The organism is Streptomyces sp. NPDC088785, assembly GCF_044750685.1.
Taxonomy (GTDB): domain Bacteria; phylum Actinomycetota; class Actinomycetes; order Streptomycetales; family Streptomycetaceae; genus Streptomyces.
The window spans coordinates 460,767-476,767 of sequence record NZ_JBIVKH010000004.1 but is presented as its reverse complement, the minus strand read 5'-3'; the positions used below and the strand labels follow the sequence as shown (position 1 = coordinate 476,767).

Here is a 16,001-nt window from a genome sequence, read left to right as displayed (position 1 = left end):
TGGCGGCTCGCCGCTCTAGTCGGTACAACTCGTTTGTACATCGTTGGAAAGAACGGCAGTTGGCATGACAGCACGCGTCCCGGCGCGCTGTCCAGGGTCATGACAAGCGCGTCCGAAGAGCGGGCGCGGTGAGCCGAAGGAGATTCCGTGCGGGTGAGCCTGAAGGATGTCGCGGAGCGCGCGGGCGTCTCGATCAAGACCGTTTCGAACGTCGTGAACAACTACCAGCACGTCACGCCCGCCATGCGGGCCCGGGTCCAGGAGGCCATCGACGAGCTGGGCTACCGGCCCAACCTGACCGCCCGCAACCTGCGCAAAGGCCGTACGGGCATCATCGCCCTGGCCCTGCCCGAGCTGGGCAACCCGTACTTCGCCGAGCTGGCCGGCGCGGTGATCGACGCCGCCGCCGAGCACGACGTGACGGTGCTGCTCGACCACACCCGGGGCGAGCGCGAGCAGGAGCTCCTGGTCAGCCAGGGGTTCCGGGCGCGGGTGATCGACGGGCTGATCCTGAGCCCGCTGGAGCTTGAGGCGGACGATCTGCGCGGCCGGGACGGCGACGAGGTGCCCCTGGTGCTGCTGGGCGAGCGCGAGTACGGCCTGCCCTACGACCACATCGCCATCGACAACGTGGCCGCGGCCCGCACCGCGGTGCGCCATCTGATCGGCCGGGGCCGCACCCGGATCGCCTACCTGGGCGAACGCACCGATTCGGCGAACCAGCCGGCCCGGCTGCGACTTGCGGGCTGGCGCGCGGAGTTGACCGGCGCGGGGCTGCCCGCGCCGGAGACGCTGGTGGGCGCGACGGGCGGCTGGGACCGCGGGGACGGGGCCGAGGCGATGGCCCGGATGCTGGACTGCGGGGTCCGGCCCGACGCGGTGTTCGCGTACAACGACCTGGTGGCGATCGGGGCGATGCGGGTGCTGCACGAGCGGGGCCTGCGCGTTCCGTGGGACGTCGCGGTGATCGGGTTCGACGACATCGCGGAGGGGCGGTTCGGGGCGGTCACGCTGACCACCATCTCGCCGGACAAGCAGGCCATCGCCCGGCTCGCGGTGCAGTCGCTGCTGGGGCGGCTCGACCGCCCGGTGGAGCAGGCGGGGCGCGAACTCACGGCGGAATTCCGGCTGGTGGAACGGGAGAGCACCCTGGGGCGGCGCTGAGACCGGATCGGCGCCCGCGCCCGCACCGGCGTTGCGCGACCCCTTTACAGCGTCCTTCCAACGATGTAAAAACCTCCCCTGTACCGCCGATGCATCTTTCGATCCGACAGGTCGAACCTCCAGCCATCGCACCACTCGACCCACCCCGTAGCCGCGTATCCGCGCCGGGCCGTGCCGTTTTGGGGACCTGATCATGACGCAGACCGTGCTCCACCGTCGCCGACGTACCTCCACCCGGGCCCTGTTCGCCGCCGGCCTGGTCGCGAGCCTCGCGCTCGCCACCGGCTGCGCCAAGTCGGAGGACGACGATTCCGGCTCCGACAAGGCGAGTTCCAGCGCCGGGAGCGACAACGCCGGGCAGGAGGTCGCCTCCCCCGGCACCGGCGAGACCTGTGACATCGCCACGTTCGGCGGCAAGAAGCTCGACCTGAAGAACGCCACCGTCGGCTTCTCGCAGTCCGAGAAGGAGGCCAACCCGTTCCGGATCGCGGAGACGGCCTCGCTCAAGGCCGAGGCAAGCAAGCGCGGCATCAAACTGCTCACGGCGAACGCCCAGTCGCAGTTCTCCAAGCAGATCAGCGATGTCCAGGACCTGATCGCCAAGGGCGCGGACCTGCTGGTCATCGCGCCGCTGAACTCGGACGGCTGGGAGCCGGTGCTGCGTGCGGCGGGCGCCAAGCACATCCCGATCGTCACGGTCGACCGCAAGATCAACGCGACGGCCTGCAAGGACTACGTGTCGTTCATCGGCTCGGACTTCGTCGAGCAGGGCAAGCGGGCGGCCGACCGGATGATCGAGGCGACCGGCGGCAAGGGCACCGTCGCGATCCTGCTCGGCGCGGCGGGCAACAACGTCACCACCGAGCGCACCAAGGGCTTCGAGGACCAGCTCAAGGCGAAGGCGCCGGGCCTGAAGGTCGTCTTCAAGCAGACCGGCGAGTTCGCCCGGGAGAAGGGCCAGCAGGTCACCGAGCAGCTCATCCAGTCCAAGCCGGACATCACCGGGATCTACGCCGAGAACGACGAGATGGGCCTCGGCGCCGTCAACGCCCTGAAGGGCGCGGGCAAGAAGGCCGGCGCCGTGAAGATCGTGACGGTGGACGGCACGCGCAACGCGGTCCAGGGCATCGTCGACGGCTGGATCTCCGGCGTCATCGAGTCGAACCCGCGCTTCGGCCCGCTGGCCTTCCAGACCCTGGACTCCTTCACCAAGGGCGACAAGGTCGGCCAGGACATCGTCATCAAGGACAGCGCCTACACGGAGGACAACGCCAAGACGGACCTCGACAAGGCGTTCTGACATGTTGTCGGTGACAGGTCTCAGCAAGACGTTCCCCGGCGTGCGCGCCCTCGACGGTGTCGACTTCACCGCGCGCGCCGGGGAGGTGCACGCGCTCATCGGGGAGAACGGGGCGGGCAAGTCCACGCTCATCAAGGTCCTCACCGGCGTGTACCGGCCGGACCCGGACGCGGGTGAACTCAGCTACGACGGCGAGCCGGTCGCCTTCGCCACCCCGCTCGACGCGCAGCACGCGGGCATCTCCACGATCTACCAGGAGGTCAATCTCGTCCCCCTGATGAGCGTGGCGCGCAATCTCTTCCTCGGCCGCGAGCCGCGCGGCCGGCTCGGCCTGATCGACTTCCGGCGCATGAACCGGGAGGCGGACGCGGCGCTGCGCGAGCTGGGCGTGCGGGTGGACGTCCAGCGGCCGCTGCGCGAACTCGGCGTCGGCGCCCAGCAGATGGTGGCCCTGGCCCGCGCCGTCTCGGTGGACGCGAAGGTCGTCATCATGGACGAGCCGACGTCGTCGCTGGAGCCGCGCGAGGTGCGGACGCTGTTCGGCGTGATCCGGATGCTGCGCGAGCGGGGCATCGCGGTCGTCTACGTCAGCCACCGGCTCGACGAGCTGTACGAGGTCTGTGACACGGTCACCGTGCTGCGCGACGGCAAGGTCGTGCACACGGGGAACCTCGCCGACCTGGACCGGCTGGCCCTGGTGTCGCTGATGCTCGGCCGCGCGATCGGCGACGTGCGGGACGAGGGGCTCACGAAGTTCTCCGGCGAGCACGACGCCGCCGCCGAACCCATCTTGCGCGCGCAGGAACTGACGGTCCGCCATCAGCTGCACGGGGTGTCGCTGGAGGTGCGGCCCGGCGAGGTCGTCGGGCTCGGCGGGCTGCTCGGCTCCGGCCGCAGCGAGACCGCGAAGGCCATCGCGGGCGCGCTGCCCACGGACAGCGGCCGGGTGCTCGTGGCCGGCTCGCCGGTCCGCTCGGGATCCACGCCCGCGGCGATCCGGGCGGGCATCAGCCTGCTGCCGGAGGACCGCAAGGCGGAGGGCATCGTGCCGGGCCTCTCGGTGCGGGAGAACATCGCGCTCGCGGCGCTGCCGGGGCTGTCCCGGTTCGGGCTGGTCGACGAGGCGCGGATCGACCGGATCGTCGACACCTTCGTGGCGCGGCTGCGGATCAAGACGGCGGGCCCGCACCAGAAGGTCGGCGAGCTGTCGGGCGGCAACCAGCAGAAGGTGCTGCTCGCCCGCTGGCTGGCGATGAACCCGAAGGTGCTGCTGCTGGACGAGCCGACGCGCGGTATCGACGTCGGCGCCAAGGCCGAGGTCCAGAAGCTCATCGACGAGCTGGCGGACGACGGCCTCGGGGTGCTGCTGATCTCCTCCGACCCGGAGGAGCTGATCGAGGGCTCGGACCGGGTCGTCGTCCTGAAGGACGGCGCGGTGGTCGCGGAGCTCGCCGGAGACGCGGTGACGGAGGATCGTCTGATGCGCGCGATCGCCGCGACTCCCTTTGAAGGGAAGCACGTTGAGTGATCTGACCCTGGGCAGGGCCGGTGTCGACCGCGACCGGCTGCTGCGCCTCCTCCAGGACTACGGCGTGTACGCCGGTGTCGCGGTGCTGCTCCTGGCGAACATCGCGTTCACCCCGCACTTCCTGTCGGCGGAGAACTTCCGCACCCAGGCCGTGCAGGTGGCGCCGGTGCTGATCGTGGCGCTCGGCATGGCGCTGGCGATCGGCAGCGAGGGCGTGGACCTGTCGGTCGGCTCCGTGATGGCGCTCGCCACCTCCGTCATCTCCCTCTATCTGGGCTACGGCGTGGTGGTCGCCGTCGTGGCGGCGCTGGTCGGCGGGGCGCTGGTGGGGGTCGCGAACGGCGCGCTGGTGGCGTTCATCGGCGTCCAGCCCATCGTCGCCACGCTGGCGCTGATGGTCGCCGGGCGCGGGCTCGCCCTGGTGCTGCTGCCGCAGCTGAAGGACGTGCGGGATCCGGGGCTGCGCTCGCTCGGCACCGGCGACGTGCTCGGCATCCCCTATCTGGTGCTGATCGCGGCGGCGCTGGCCCTGCTGGTCGCCTTCGTGGTGCGCCGCACCACGTTCGGCCGGCAGCTGCTGGCCATCGGCGACAGCCGCCCGGCCGCGCGGCTCGCGGGACTCCCGGTGCGGCGGGTGCTCGTCCTCGTCTACGTCGCGTCGGGTGTCCTGGCGGCGATCGCCGGGGTGCTGGCGACGGCGCGGCTCACCGCGAGCGACCCGACGTCGCTCGGCAATCTGATGGAACTCTCCGCGATCACCGCGGTGGTGGTCGGCGGCACGCCGCTGACCGGCGGCCGGGTGCGGATCGGCGGCACGGTCGCGGGCGCGGTGCTGATCCAGCTGCTCACGGCCACGCTCATCAAGCACGACCTGCCGCCGTCGTGGACACAGATCGCGCAGGCCGTGGTGATCGTGCTCGCCGTCTACGCGGCCAGGGAGCGGGGGAAGCGATGACGATGACGGACTCCACAGCGCCCGGGACGACCGGGCCGGCCAGGACGGTCGACGAGGAACCGCCGGGCGCGACGCGCGCGGAGCGGCTGAGCGCGCTCGCGCAGCAGCACGGCGCGCTGGTCACGCTGGTGATCGCGGTGATCGCCGCGTCGCTCTCCTTCGACACGTTCCTGACCGGGGACAACCTGGAGAACATGGCGCTGTCGTCGGCGTTCCTCGCCGTCGTGGCGCTCGGCATGACCTTCGTGATCGTCACCGGTGGCATCGACCTGTCGGTGGGCTCGCTGTTCGCGCTCGGCGGGGTGCTCGCCGCGTGGGGTTCGCGGTACGGGACGGTGGTGGCGCTGCTGCTGCCGCTGGCGGTGTGCGGGCTGATCGGGCTGGTGAACGGGCTGCTCATCGCGCGCTCCCGGCTCGCCCCGTTCATCGTGACGCTCGCGGCGATGCTCGGCGCGCGCGGGCTGCTCCTCGCGATCACCGACGAGGGGTCGACCACGTATCTCGTCGACAAGTCCACGTTCTTCGCCACGCTCGGCCAGGGCCGGCTGCTCGGGATCGGCGTCCCGGTGTGGATCACCCTGGCGCTGTTCGTCGGCGGCGCGGTCGTGCTTCGGCGGTCCCGCTTCGGCCAGTACGTGTACGCGGTCGGCGGCAACGAGGACGCGGCGGCGCTGATGGGCGCGCCGGTGGCCCGCACGAAGATCGGCGTCTACACCGTGTCGGGGCTGTGCGCGGGGCTCGCCGGGGCGCTGAACGCGGCGTGGCTGGTGTCCGGGGTGACCATCCTCGGCTCCGGCATGGAGCTGGAGGCGATCTCGGCGGTCGTCATCGGCGGCACGCTCCTGACGGGCGGCTTCGGGTTCATCAGCGGCTCGCTCGTGGGCGTGCTGCTGCTGAAGGTCATCCAGAACGTCATCAACCAGATCGGCTCGCTCGACTCCGCGTACCAGCAGGTGGTCAGCGGGGCGTTCCTGGCGGTCGTGGTGATCGCCCAGACCTGGCTCGGGAGGCGCCGCCGGGTGCTGTGAGCCCGGGGTTTCACCGGTTTCGCCGCGGCTGAAACCGGGCTGAGGCCGCGCTGAGAGCGGCGTGCCGCACGCTCTGCGGCATGACGACAACGACCAAACCCCCGCTCGCGGTGGCGGCGCACGGGCTGCGCAAGTGCTTCGGCGACAAGGTGGTCCTCGACGGCATCGACCTGACGGTGCCGGAGGGGACGGTCTTCGCGCTGCTCGGACCGAACGGCGCGGGCAAGACCACCGCCGTGAAGATCCTCTCCACCCTCGTCACCGCCGACGCCGGCGCCCTGCGGGTCGGCGGGCACGACCTCGCCACCGACCCCCGGGCGGTCCGCGCCCTGATCGGCGTGACCGGGCAGTTCTCCGCCGTCGACGGACTGATCACCGGCGAGGAGAACATGCTCCTCATGGCCGACCTGCACCACCTCTCCAGGGGCGAGGGACGCCGGGTCACCGCCGAACTCCTGGAGCGGTTCGACCTGGTGGAGGCCGCGAAGAAGCCCGCCTCCACCTACTCGGGCGGCATGAAGCGCCGCCTCGACCTCGCCATGACCCTCGTCGGCGGGCCGCGCGTCATCTTCCTCGACGAGCCGACGACCGGCCTCGACCCGCGCTCCCGCCACACGATGTGGGGCATCATCCGCGAGCTGGTCCGCGACGGCGTGAGCGTCTTCCTCACCACCCAGTACCTGGAGGAGGCCGACGAGCTCGCCGACCGGATCGCCGTGCTGCACGACGGCAGGATCGCCGCCGAGGGCACCGCCGAGGAACTCAAGCGGATCGTCCCCGGCGGGCATGTGCGGCTGCGCTTTACCGACCCCGACGCCCACCGGTCGGCCGCCGACGCCCTGCGCGAGGCCACCCGCGACGACGAGGCACTGACCCTCCAGATCCCCAGCGACGGCAGCCAGCGCGAGCTCCGCGCCATTCTCGACTGGCTCGACGCGGCCGGCGTCGAGGCCGACGCGCTGACCGTCCACACGCCGGACCTGGACGACGTGTTCTTCGCCCTGACCAGCACCGACCCGTCGAAGGAGACCGTCCGATGAGCGCCCTGGGCCTCGCCGTCCGCGACACGCGGACCATGCTGCGCCGCAATCTGCTGCACGCCCGCCGCTACCCGTCGATGACCCTGAACCTGCTGCTCACCCCGATCATGCTGCTGCTGCTCTTCGTCTACATCTTCGGCGACGTGATGAGCGCGGGCATCGGTGGCGACGACCGCTCCGACTACATCGCCTACCTCGTCCCCGGCATCCTGATGATGACGATCGGCGGCACGGTGATCGGGGCCGCGGTGTCCGTCGCGACCGACATGACCGAGGGCATCATCGCCCGCTTCCGCACCATGGCCGTCTTCCGCGGTTCGGTGCTCATCGGGCACGTCGTCGGCTGTGTGCTCCAGTGCGTGGCGAGCGTGGTGCTCGTCGGCGCCGTGGCGGTGGCCATCGGTTTCCGGTCGCACGACGCGACGGTCCTGGAGTGGCTGGCCGCGTTCGGGCTGCTCGTCCTCTTCGCCCTGGCGCTGACCTGGATCGCGGTCGGCATGGGGCTCGCCAGCCCCACCCCGGAGGGCGCGGCCAACAGCGCGCAGCCGCTGATCCTGCTGCCGCTGATCTCCAGCGCCTTCATCCCGGCGGACACGATGCCGGGCTGGTTCCGGCCGATCGCCGAATACCAGCCCTTCACCCCGGCCATCGAGACGCTGCGCGGCCTGCTCCTGGGCACCGGGATCGGCCACAACTGGTGGATCGCGCTGCTGTGGTGCGTGGCGCTGACCGCGCTCGGCGGGCGCTGGGCGACGGCGTCCTTCAACCGCGACCCGAAGTGAGGGCGCGGGCCGCGGCCCCCAGTGCGTCCCGGTCCAGGGCGGCGTACTCCGACACCGCGTCGTGGTACGCCGCCCGGTCGGCGGCCTCGGCCGCGCTCCGGGCCCGGGACGCGGACATCGTCGGCTGGAACTCCCGCCCCACCCCCAGCCGTTCGGCCAGCGCGATCATCCGTACGGCGCGGGCGGCGTCGGTCCCGATGTCGGCCAGGCCGAGCGCGTGCAGCACCGGGCCGAGGACGTACAGGTCCGCCGGTGCGCGGGTGGGGCCGGCGAGCGTAGTGCGCAGCCACTGCCGCAGCCGGCCGACCGTCGCCGCGACCGCGTCGAGCCGCCCGGCGTGGGCGTGCGCGGTCACCGACACCGACTGCATGATCAGTGCCCACGGTTCGAGCGCGGCGGCGGTGCCGGGCCGGGCCCGGCGGCGATGGTCCGCTCGACGGCGCCGCGCCACAGTCCGAGACCGACCTCGGTGAGCCCGCGGGCCAGGGCGATCTCGGCGCGCCCGGCGAGGTCCGGGCGGTAGGCGGCGTCCTGCGCGGGCGCGGTGTCCTGCTCGGTGCGGCGCAGCCAGTACTCGGCCTCGTCGGGGTCGCCGCGTTGCAGGCAGGCGAGGACCAGGTGGCGGCGGATGAAGATGTAGTCGTGCCCGTCGTTGAGCCGCGGCACCACCGCGAGGACCGTGCGGAGGTGTGCGTACGCCTCGTCGCCGCGTCCGGTGCGCAAGTACAGCTCGGAGAGCCGGGAGTGGCCCATGAGCTGGACGGACGGGTTGTCGGCCGGGGCCAGTTCGGTGAGCGTGCGCTGGGCCGAGGCGATCGCGCGGTCCAGGTCGTGCGCGTACTCCCAGACGTACGTGGCGATGCTCTCGGCGATCCCGGCGACCAGGGGCTGTGCGTCGGCGCAGAGGCGGCGCAGCACGGCGTGGTCGGGGGGCCGCATGTCGGGGACGGCGCTCAGTACGACGGCGGTGGCGCGCAGCAGGGTGTCCGGCGGGGCGGCGGGCAGTCGGCGCAGGGCGACGAGCTGGCGGACGGCGCTGACGCCCGAGCCCATGAGCAGGGCGGCGACGCAGAGCACGGCCGCGGCGCGGGCGACTTCGGCCTGGCCGGGGGCGGGCCGGTAGTGGGAGAGCAGGGGGCCGGTGTCGGCGGCGAGGGTGGCGAGGCGGGAGTAGTGGGCGTCGTTGGACCACAGGGTGGCGAGGACGGCGGTCAGGGCGGCGACGGTGGGGCCGTCCTCGCGGGCGAGGGCGTGCCGCAGGGCCAGGACGAGGTTGTCCTGCTCGGCCTTGATCCGCTCCCAGCCGGGCAGCGGCTCCGAGCCGAATATGACGTCGTGGTGCGCCTCCCCGAACTCCCGTGCCCACTCAAGCAGTCGGAGCACGGCGTGCTCGTCCTCGCCCGCCTCGGCGCGCCGGGCCGCGCTGAACTCCCGTACGGTCTCCAGCATCCGGAACCGCACCCCGGCCGGCGTGTCGGTGGCGGTGACCAGGGACTGGCCGGCCAGCTCCTCCAGGAGGAACAGCGCGTCGGCGCCCAGGATCCGCTCCGCCGCCGCGCCGAGGAAGCCGCCGGGGAAGACGGACAGGGTCCGCAGCGCGGCCCGGGCGTCCTCGTCGAGGAGGTTCCAGCTCCAGTCGACGACGGCGTGCAGGGTGCGGTGCCGCTCCGGGGCGTCCCGGGCGCCGCCGCGCAGGAGGGCGAAGCGGTCGCCGAGGCGGCGGGCCAGCTCCGGCACGGACAGGGCGCGGACCCGGGCGGCGGCCAGCTCCACGGCGAGCGGCAGCCCGTCGAGGTGGCGGCAGAGCGCGGCGACGTCGTCCGGCGGCAGCTCCACGCCGGGCCGGGCGGCGCGGGCGCGCTGGGTGAACAGCTCGACGGAGGTGGCCAGTCGCAGCTCGGGCAGCGCGTACACGGCCTCGGAGGTCAGGCCGAGCGGGGCCCGGCTGGTGGTGAGGATCCGCAGGTCCTGCGACGACGCGACGAGGGCCCGGACGAGGTCGGCGGCGCCCCGCACGACCTGTTCGCAGTTGTCGAGGACCAGCAGGGCGGGGCCGGGGCCGAGCGCGGCGAGGATGCGGGGGACGGAACGCGACGGCGCGTCCGGCGCGTTCGGGGTGTCCGGGGGGCTCGGGGTGTCCGGGGCGCCGCCCGCGCCGAGCGCGGAGGCCACTTCCGCGGCCACGTCCTGGTCGGCGGTGACGCCGGCCAGCGGCACGAAGTGGACCACGCGCTGGGCGGCCCGGCGGCTGACGGCGTGTGCGAGGCGGGTCTTGCCGAGGCCGCCGGGGCCGACGACGGTGACGGCGCGGGAGGTGGTCAGGAGGGTCCGCACCGCCGCGATGTCGTCGTCGCGGCCGAGCAGCCGGTTCGGCTCGTGGGGGACGCCGTGCCGGACGGGGGGTGCCTCGCCGCCCAGCAGCTCCTGCTGGACGGCCCTGAGCCGGGGTCCGGGGTCGGTGCCGAGGGCGTCGCGCAGTGCGCGGCGGTGGGTCTCGTAGCGGGCCAGTGCGGCGGAGGGGCCCGCGGTGGCCGCCTCGCCGCGCAGCAGTTCGGCGAGGACCTCTTCGTCGTGCGGCTGCCGGGCGGCGGTCTCGGCGAGCGGTCCCGCGGCCTCCGCGTGCCGGCCGAGCCGGGCCAGGGCGAGCGCCCGGGCGCGGGCGAGCGCGGCGCGGACGGGGGCGCGTTCGGCGCGCAGCGCCGCGACGGGGTCGGCTCCGCCGTCGTCCGGGGTGCCCTCCCACAGGGCGAGGCCGGCCTCTGCGGCGGCCAGGGAGCCCGCGTGGTCGCCCGCGCGGGCCCGGTCGGCGCTCGCGGCGGCGTGCAGGAGCAGGGCGGAGCTGTCGATCCGGTCGTCGGCGAGGGCGAGCCGGTAGCCGGCCGGGGTGCTCTCGATGACGTCGGCGCCCAACTGCGCCCGGGCGCGGGAGACCAGGACCTGCACCGCTTTTCCCGGCCGTTCGGGCAGGGCGTCCGGCCACAGGCCGGCGACGAGCCGCTCGGTGCCGCAGCCGGTGCGCGGGTCACCGGCGAGCAGGGCGAGCAGTCCGCGCAGCCGGGGCGCGGTGATCTCCTGTCCGCGCCAGGCGACGCGCGGCAGGAGGGTCAGGTCACAGGTCACGCGTGCAGGTTAACCAGGGCGGTCGCAGACCGGCCCCGCCGGGGCGGGAACGGCCGGGACAGCCGGGACAGCCGGGACAGGGGCCGCGGATCGCCGTGGGCCCGCGCCGAGTTGGACCAGGACCGCGAGCGCGCAGGCCGCCGCGCCGCCGGCCCAGACGGTCAGGTAGGCGGTCAGGGACGGGGTGTCGGTCGCGCCGATGACGAGGGAGCCGAGCGCGACGGAGAAGACGGCGCCGCCGACGCTGCCGCCGAGGGTCTTGAGGTTGTTGTAGACGGCGGTGGCGCTCGCGGTGCGGTCGGCGGCGCTGCCCTCCACGACGACGGTGGGCAGTCCGCCGAGCGCGAGGCCGCAGCCGACCCCGACGAGCGCGTTGGCCACCGCGAACGGGGCGAGTCCCGAGTGCACCGCGAGCAGTGCGGTGTGTCCGACGGTGAGCAGGGCGAACGCGCCGAGCAGCAGGGTGCGGTAGCCGATCCTGGTGGCGAGCGCCGCGCACAGGGCGGAGCCGGCGAAGGCCATGATGTTGGGGATGACGCCGTAGAGGCTGATCTGCCAGGCGGCGAGGCCGAATCCGTACCCGGTCGCGTCGGGGGACGCGGCCATGAAGCTGACGGCGACGGGCTGTCCGCCGAGCATCACGGCGCCGAGCACGAACCCGGACGCGTAGAAGGGGGCGCTCTGCCGGCGGGCCACCGCGCGGACGTCCACCAGGGCGTCCGGCCGGCCGAGTTGCGTCCTGGTCCACGCGGCGAACAGCGCGGCGGCCAGCAGCAGTCCGCCGAGGACGGGCGCGGAGGTCCAGCCCCGGGAGGAGCCGCGCGCCACCGTGCCGAGCAGCGTGACCAGGGCGAGGGCGAGGAGGGCGGCGCCGGACCAGTCCATGCGGCCCCGGCCGCGGGTGCGGGACTCCGGGATCGCGGTGAAGGACAGGGCGAGGCAGCCGACGGCGGCGACGGCGAGCACGGCGAGGGTGGGGCGCAGGGCGCCGAGGAGGCTGAGCAGCGGTCCGACGAGTCCGTGCCCGAGGACGGTGCCGAGGGTGAGGGCGCCGACCAGCAGGCCGACGGCGCGGCGGCCGCCGTCGACGCTGAGCCGGTCCCGTACGAGGCCGATCTCCAGGGGCAGCAGCGCGGCGAGCGGGCCCATCAGGGCGCGGCCCAGCAGCAGCACGCCGAGGTTCGGGGCGCAGGCGACGAGGACGGTGCCCGCCGCGACGACGGCGAGGGACAGCCGGAGCATCCGCCGGTGTCCGTACAGGTCGCCGAGGCGGCCGAGGGCCGGGACGGCGACGGCGGCGGCGAGCAGCTGGACCGAGGTGAACCACTGGGCGGTACCGGTGCTGACGCCCTGTCCGTGCTGGATCTCGGGGACCAGCGGCACGGCCGCGCCCTGGAGGAATCCGCTGACCAGCTCGAAGGCGACGAGCAGCCCGACGACCGCCCGGACCTTCGGCGGTCCGGTGTCCGGGGCGGCGCTCCCCCGGGCGCTCACGCGGTGGCTCCGCGGGCCAGGCGGCGCTCGGCGAGCGCGGCCAGCAGGGCGGCCTGCCGGGCGAGGACCGTGTCGTCGAAGACGGCGAGCGGGGAGTGGTTCATCGGGGCGTTCGCGACATCGGTGCCCGCGGGCGCGGCGCCGACCATGAGCATCGCGCCGGGGACGCGCTGGAGGACGAACGCGAAGTCCTCGGAGCCGTTGGAGGGGTTGGGGGCCTGCCAGACCTCGCCCGCGTCGAACAGGTCGCGGGCGGTCTCCAGCGCGAAGGCGGTCTCGTCGGGCGCGTTCACGGTGACCGGGTAGCTCACCTCGTACGTCACGTCGGCCTCGACGCCGTGTGCCTCGGCGATCCCGCGCACCAGGCGGGGCAGGCCCTCGACGAGGCGTTCGTGGGCGGGCTCGGAGTAGCTGCGGACCGTCGCTCCGAAGGTCGCGGTGTCGGGGATGACGTTCTGCTGGGTACCGGCGTGGAAGGTGCCGACGGTGACGACGGCGGGGTCGAACAGGTCGAAGCGGCGGGTCACCCAGGTCTGGATCGCGGTGACGATCTCGCAGGCGACCGGGATCGGGTCCTTGGCGCTGTACGGCGTCGAGCCGTGGCCGCCTCTGCCGCGTACGGTCACGCTCAGCCGGTCGGAGGCGGAGGTGACGGTGCCGGGGCGGGTGGCGATCCAGCCGCCGGGCAGGGTGTTCGAGGCGACGTGCAGCGCGTAGGCGGCGTCGAGGGGCCTGCCCGCCGCGTCGAGCACCCCCTCCTCGATCATCAGGCCGGCGCCGTTGTGGCCCTCCTCCCCCGGCTGGAACATGAGGACGACGTCGCCGTGCAGGTCCGCGCGGCGCTCGGCGAGCAGGGTCGCGGCGCCGACCAGGCCCGCGGTGTGCAGGTCGTGGCCGCAGGCGTGCATGGCGCCGGGGACCCGGGAGGCGTAGTCGACCCCGCTGCCCTCGGTGACGGGCAGGGCGTCCATGTCGGCGCGCAGCAGGACGGCGCCGCCGGGCCGCCCGCCGCGCAGCACCGCGGTGACGGAGCTGAGGCCCGTGCCGGTGGTGATCTCCAGGGGCAGGTCCGCCAGGGCGGCGAGGACCTTCTCCTGGGTGCGGGGCAGCCGGAGGCCGAGTTCGGGTTCCTGGTGCAGGGCGCGGCGCAGCCGGACGAGGTCGGGCTGGAGTTCCTGGGCGCGTGCGGTGAGCGACATGCGGGGGTGAACCTCCTGGTACGGTCCGGCTGATCGCGGTGGAGCGTGCGCGGAATGGCGTCAGGGTGCCGCCCTGCCGCAGGACCGGACCGGAAAACGCAGGGAAAACGCGAGGATGCAGCGGTGACGCAGGATTTCGGCAGGCAGGCCCTGGACGGGCTGGACCAGGCGCTGGTGCACGCCCTCCAGATCGCGCCCCGGGCCGGGTGGGCGCGGATCGGCGCGGTGGTGGGGGCGGACCCGGTGACGGTGGCCCGGCGCTGGCAGCGGCTGACCCGCGACGGGTCCGCGTGGATCGGCTGCCATCCGGGGCCCGCCGCCGCCGAGTCCGGGCAGGGCTGCCTGGCGTTCGTCGAGGTCGACTGCGCGAACGGGCGGCTGACCGAGGTCGCCCGGGCGCTCGTGGCGGAGGCCCACGTGATCACCGTCGAGCACGTCAGCGGCGGCCGTGACCTGCTGCTGACGGTCCTCGCGCCCCGGCTGTCGGCGCTCACCCGGTGGGTGACGCACCGGCTCGGCGCGCTGGAGGGCATCGTCGGCACCCGCACCCATCTGGCGAGCACCGTGTACACGGAGGGCAGCCGATGGCGGCTGCGCGCCCTGGGCGGTGAGCAGATCGCCCGGCTCGCCGAGGACGCGGCGCCCCGCGCGGACGGGGCCGCCTTCGCGCTGACCGATCTCGATCACGCGCTGCTCGCCGAGCTGTCCGTGGACGGCCGGGCGAGCCACCGGGCGCTGGCCGAGCGGTGCGGGACCGGCCCGGACACGGTCCGGCGCCGGCTGAACCGGCTGCTGGCGTCCAACATGGCGCAGTTCCGCTGCGAGGTGGCGCGGCCGCTGTCGGAGTGGCCGGTCTCGCTGATCCTGTGGGGCCGGGCCGCCCCCGCCGAGCTGCGCGCGGTGGCCGAGCAGGTCACGGGCGCGCGCGAGGTGCGGCTGTGCGCGGGCGTGATCGGCCGGCACAACCTCAAGCTGGTCGCCTGGGTCCGCTCGCTCGACGACGCCCAGCGCTTCGAGGTCCGGCTCGCCGAGCGGGTGCCCGCGCTCACCGTCGTCGACCGGGCGGTGGCCCTGTGGCCGATGAAGCTGAACGGGAACCTGCTGGACGAGCGCGGCTACCGCACCGGCGCGGTGCCGATCGACGTGCGGGCCGTGGGCGGCTGAGCCTCAGCGCACGGACTGGGCCTTGCCGAGCGCGATCACCCCGCCTTGGGAGACGGTGTACAGCTCGGCGTCCCGGCCCGGGTTGACGCCGATGGTGGCGCCGGCCGGGACCTCCACGTTCTTGTCGAGGACCGCGCCGCGCACCACGGCCCCGCGCCCGACGCGGACGTTGTCGTGCAGCACCGAGCCCTGGACGACCGCGCCGTCCTCGACACTCACGCCGGGCGACAGCACGGACCGGGTGACCTGTCCGCGGATCACGCAGCCGGGGCTGACGATCGACTCGCTGGCGATGCCGGCCGCGCAGAACCGTGCGGGCGGCAGCTGCCCGGCGTGGGTGTAGATCGGCCAGAGCCGGTTGTCCAGGTTGAAGGCGGGCCGGTCGGAGACCAGGTCCATGTGGGCGTCGTAGTACGTGTCGAGCGTGCCGACGTCACGCCAGTAGCCGTGGTCGCGTTCGGTCTCGCCCGGGACGTGGTTGGCGTCGAAGTCGTAGACCTGGGCGACCCCGCGCTCGGTGAGCAGCGGCAGGATCGAGCCGCCCATGTCGTGCGCGGAGTCGTCGTCCTCGGCGTCCTGGAGGAGGGCGTCGACGAGCGTCTTGGTGGTGAAGAGGTAGTTGCCCATGGAGGCGAACACCTCGTCCGGCGAGCCGGCCAGCGGCGGCGGGTCGGTGGGCTTCTCCAGGAACGCCTCGACGCGCGTGCCGTCGCCCGCGGGGGTGATGACGCCGAACGCGGACGCCTGGGAACGCGGCACCCGGATCCCGGCGACGGTGACGCCCGCACCGGACTCGATGTGCTGGGTGAGCATCTGGCGCGGGTCCATCCGGTAGACGTGGTCGGCGCCGAACACCGCGATGAAGTCGGGCTGTTCGTCATGGACCAGGTTCAGCGACTGGAGGATGGCGTCGGCGCTGCCCGAGTACCAGCGCGGGCCGAGCCGCTGCTGGGCGGGGACCGGCGTGACGTAGTTGCCGAGCAGGCTCGACATCCGCCAGGTCGTCGTCACGTGCCGGTCGAGCGAGTGCGACTTGTACTGCGTCAGGACGCAGATCCGCAGGATGTCGGCGTTGACGAGGTTGGAGAGCACGAAGTCGACGAGGCGGTACATGCCGCCGAACGTCACCGCGGGCTTCGCCCGGTCCGCGGTGAGCGGCATCAGCCGCTTGCCCTCTCCTCCCGCCAGTACGATCCCGAGCACCGAAGGCCCACCGCGCATGCCCAA

At 73.6% G+C, this 16,001-nt stretch carries 11 protein-coding genes and 1 pseudogene; 8 read left to right on the top strand and 4 right to left on the bottom strand.

Going from position 1 to position 16,001, the window contains the following annotated elements:
* The first annotated feature begins 147 nt into the window (after positions 1 to 147).
* The 7 genes from ACIP5K_RS16120 to ACIP5K_RS16090 all read left to right on the top strand — a co-directional run bounded on the left by ACIP5K_RS16120 (position 148) and on the right by ACIP5K_RS16090 (position 7,797).
* Complete coding sequence (locus ACIP5K_RS16120; protein ID WP_401409850.1) at positions 148 to 1,164, top strand: LacI family DNA-binding transcriptional regulator; 1,017 nt, start codon at positions 148 to 150, stop codon at positions 1,162 to 1,164.
* Between the two features lie 193 nt (positions 1,165 to 1,357).
* On the top strand, positions 1,358 to 2,464 hold the full coding sequence (locus tag ACIP5K_RS16115) for an ABC transporter substrate-binding protein (RefSeq protein ID WP_401409848.1): 1,107 nt from the start codon (positions 1,358 to 1,360) through the stop codon (positions 2,462 to 2,464).
* 1 nt (position 2,465) lies between these two features.
* Positions 2,466 to 3,992, top strand: coding sequence for a sugar ABC transporter ATP-binding protein (locus ACIP5K_RS16110; RefSeq protein ID WP_401409847.1), 1,527 nt, complete (start codon positions 2,466 to 2,468; stop codon positions 3,990 to 3,992).
* The gene (locus tag ACIP5K_RS16105) at positions 3,985 to 4,947 is read left to right on the top strand and encodes an ABC transporter permease (RefSeq protein ID WP_401409846.1); all 963 of its coding nucleotides are present in this window, start codon (positions 3,985 to 3,987) and stop codon (positions 4,945 to 4,947) included. Before ACIP5K_RS16110 ends, ACIP5K_RS16105 begins: the two co-directional genes overlap by 8 nt.
* A complete protein-coding gene (locus tag ACIP5K_RS16100; protein WP_401409844.1) occupies positions 4,944 to 5,975 on the top strand; it encodes an ABC transporter permease in 1,032 nt (343 codons plus the stop codon). Before ACIP5K_RS16105 ends, ACIP5K_RS16100 begins: the two co-directional genes overlap by 4 nt.
* Before the next feature lie 80 nt (positions 5,976 to 6,055).
* The gene (locus ACIP5K_RS16095) at positions 6,056 to 7,015 is read left to right on the top strand and encodes an ATP-binding cassette domain-containing protein (protein ID WP_401409842.1); all 960 of its coding nucleotides are present in this window, start codon (positions 6,056 to 6,058) and stop codon (positions 7,013 to 7,015) included.
* Positions 7,012 to 7,797 (top strand): ABC transporter permease, encoded by a 786-nt coding sequence (locus ACIP5K_RS16090; RefSeq protein ID WP_401409840.1) that lies wholly within the window; start codon positions 7,012 to 7,014, stop codon positions 7,795 to 7,797. Before ACIP5K_RS16095 ends, ACIP5K_RS16090 begins: the two co-directional genes overlap by 4 nt.
* Here ACIP5K_RS16090 and ACIP5K_RS16085 read toward each other — a convergent pair.
* The 3 genes and pseudogenes from ACIP5K_RS16085 to ACIP5K_RS16075 all read right to left on the bottom strand — a co-directional run bounded on the left by ACIP5K_RS16085 (position 7,778) and on the right by ACIP5K_RS16075 (position 13,610).
* Positions 7,778 to 10,917, bottom strand: a pseudogene (locus ACIP5K_RS16085) (ATP-binding protein). The gene ACIP5K_RS16090 and the pseudogene ACIP5K_RS16085 sit on opposite strands and share 20 nt — an antisense overlap.
* A 9-nt stretch (positions 10,918 to 10,926) precedes the next feature.
* The gene (locus ACIP5K_RS16080) at positions 10,927 to 12,411 is read right to left on the bottom strand and encodes an MFS transporter (RefSeq protein WP_401409839.1); all 1,485 of its coding nucleotides are present in this window, start codon (positions 12,409 to 12,411) and stop codon (positions 10,927 to 10,929) included.
* A complete protein-coding gene (locus ACIP5K_RS16075; RefSeq protein ID WP_401409837.1) occupies positions 12,408 to 13,610 on the bottom strand; it encodes a M20 family metallopeptidase in 1,203 nt (400 codons plus the stop codon). Before ACIP5K_RS16075 ends, ACIP5K_RS16080 begins: the two co-directional genes overlap by 4 nt.
* Before the next feature lie 123 nt (positions 13,611 to 13,733).
* Between ACIP5K_RS16075 and ACIP5K_RS16070 the strand changes: the two genes are divergently transcribed.
* Positions 13,734 to 14,774: an Lrp/AsnC family transcriptional regulator gene (locus ACIP5K_RS16070; RefSeq protein WP_401409835.1), complete on the top strand. Its 1,041-nt coding sequence runs from the start codon at positions 13,734 to 13,736 to the stop codon at positions 14,772 to 14,774.
* A gap of 3 nt (positions 14,775 to 14,777) precedes the next feature.
* Here the strand turns inward: ACIP5K_RS16070 and glgC are convergent, their stop codons facing one another.
* Positions 14,778 to 15,995 (bottom strand): glucose-1-phosphate adenylyltransferase, encoded by a 1,218-nt coding sequence (gene glgC, locus ACIP5K_RS16065; RefSeq protein ID WP_401409833.1) that lies wholly within the window; start codon positions 15,993 to 15,995, stop codon positions 14,778 to 14,780.
* Positions 15,996 to 16,001: the final 6 nt, after the last annotated feature.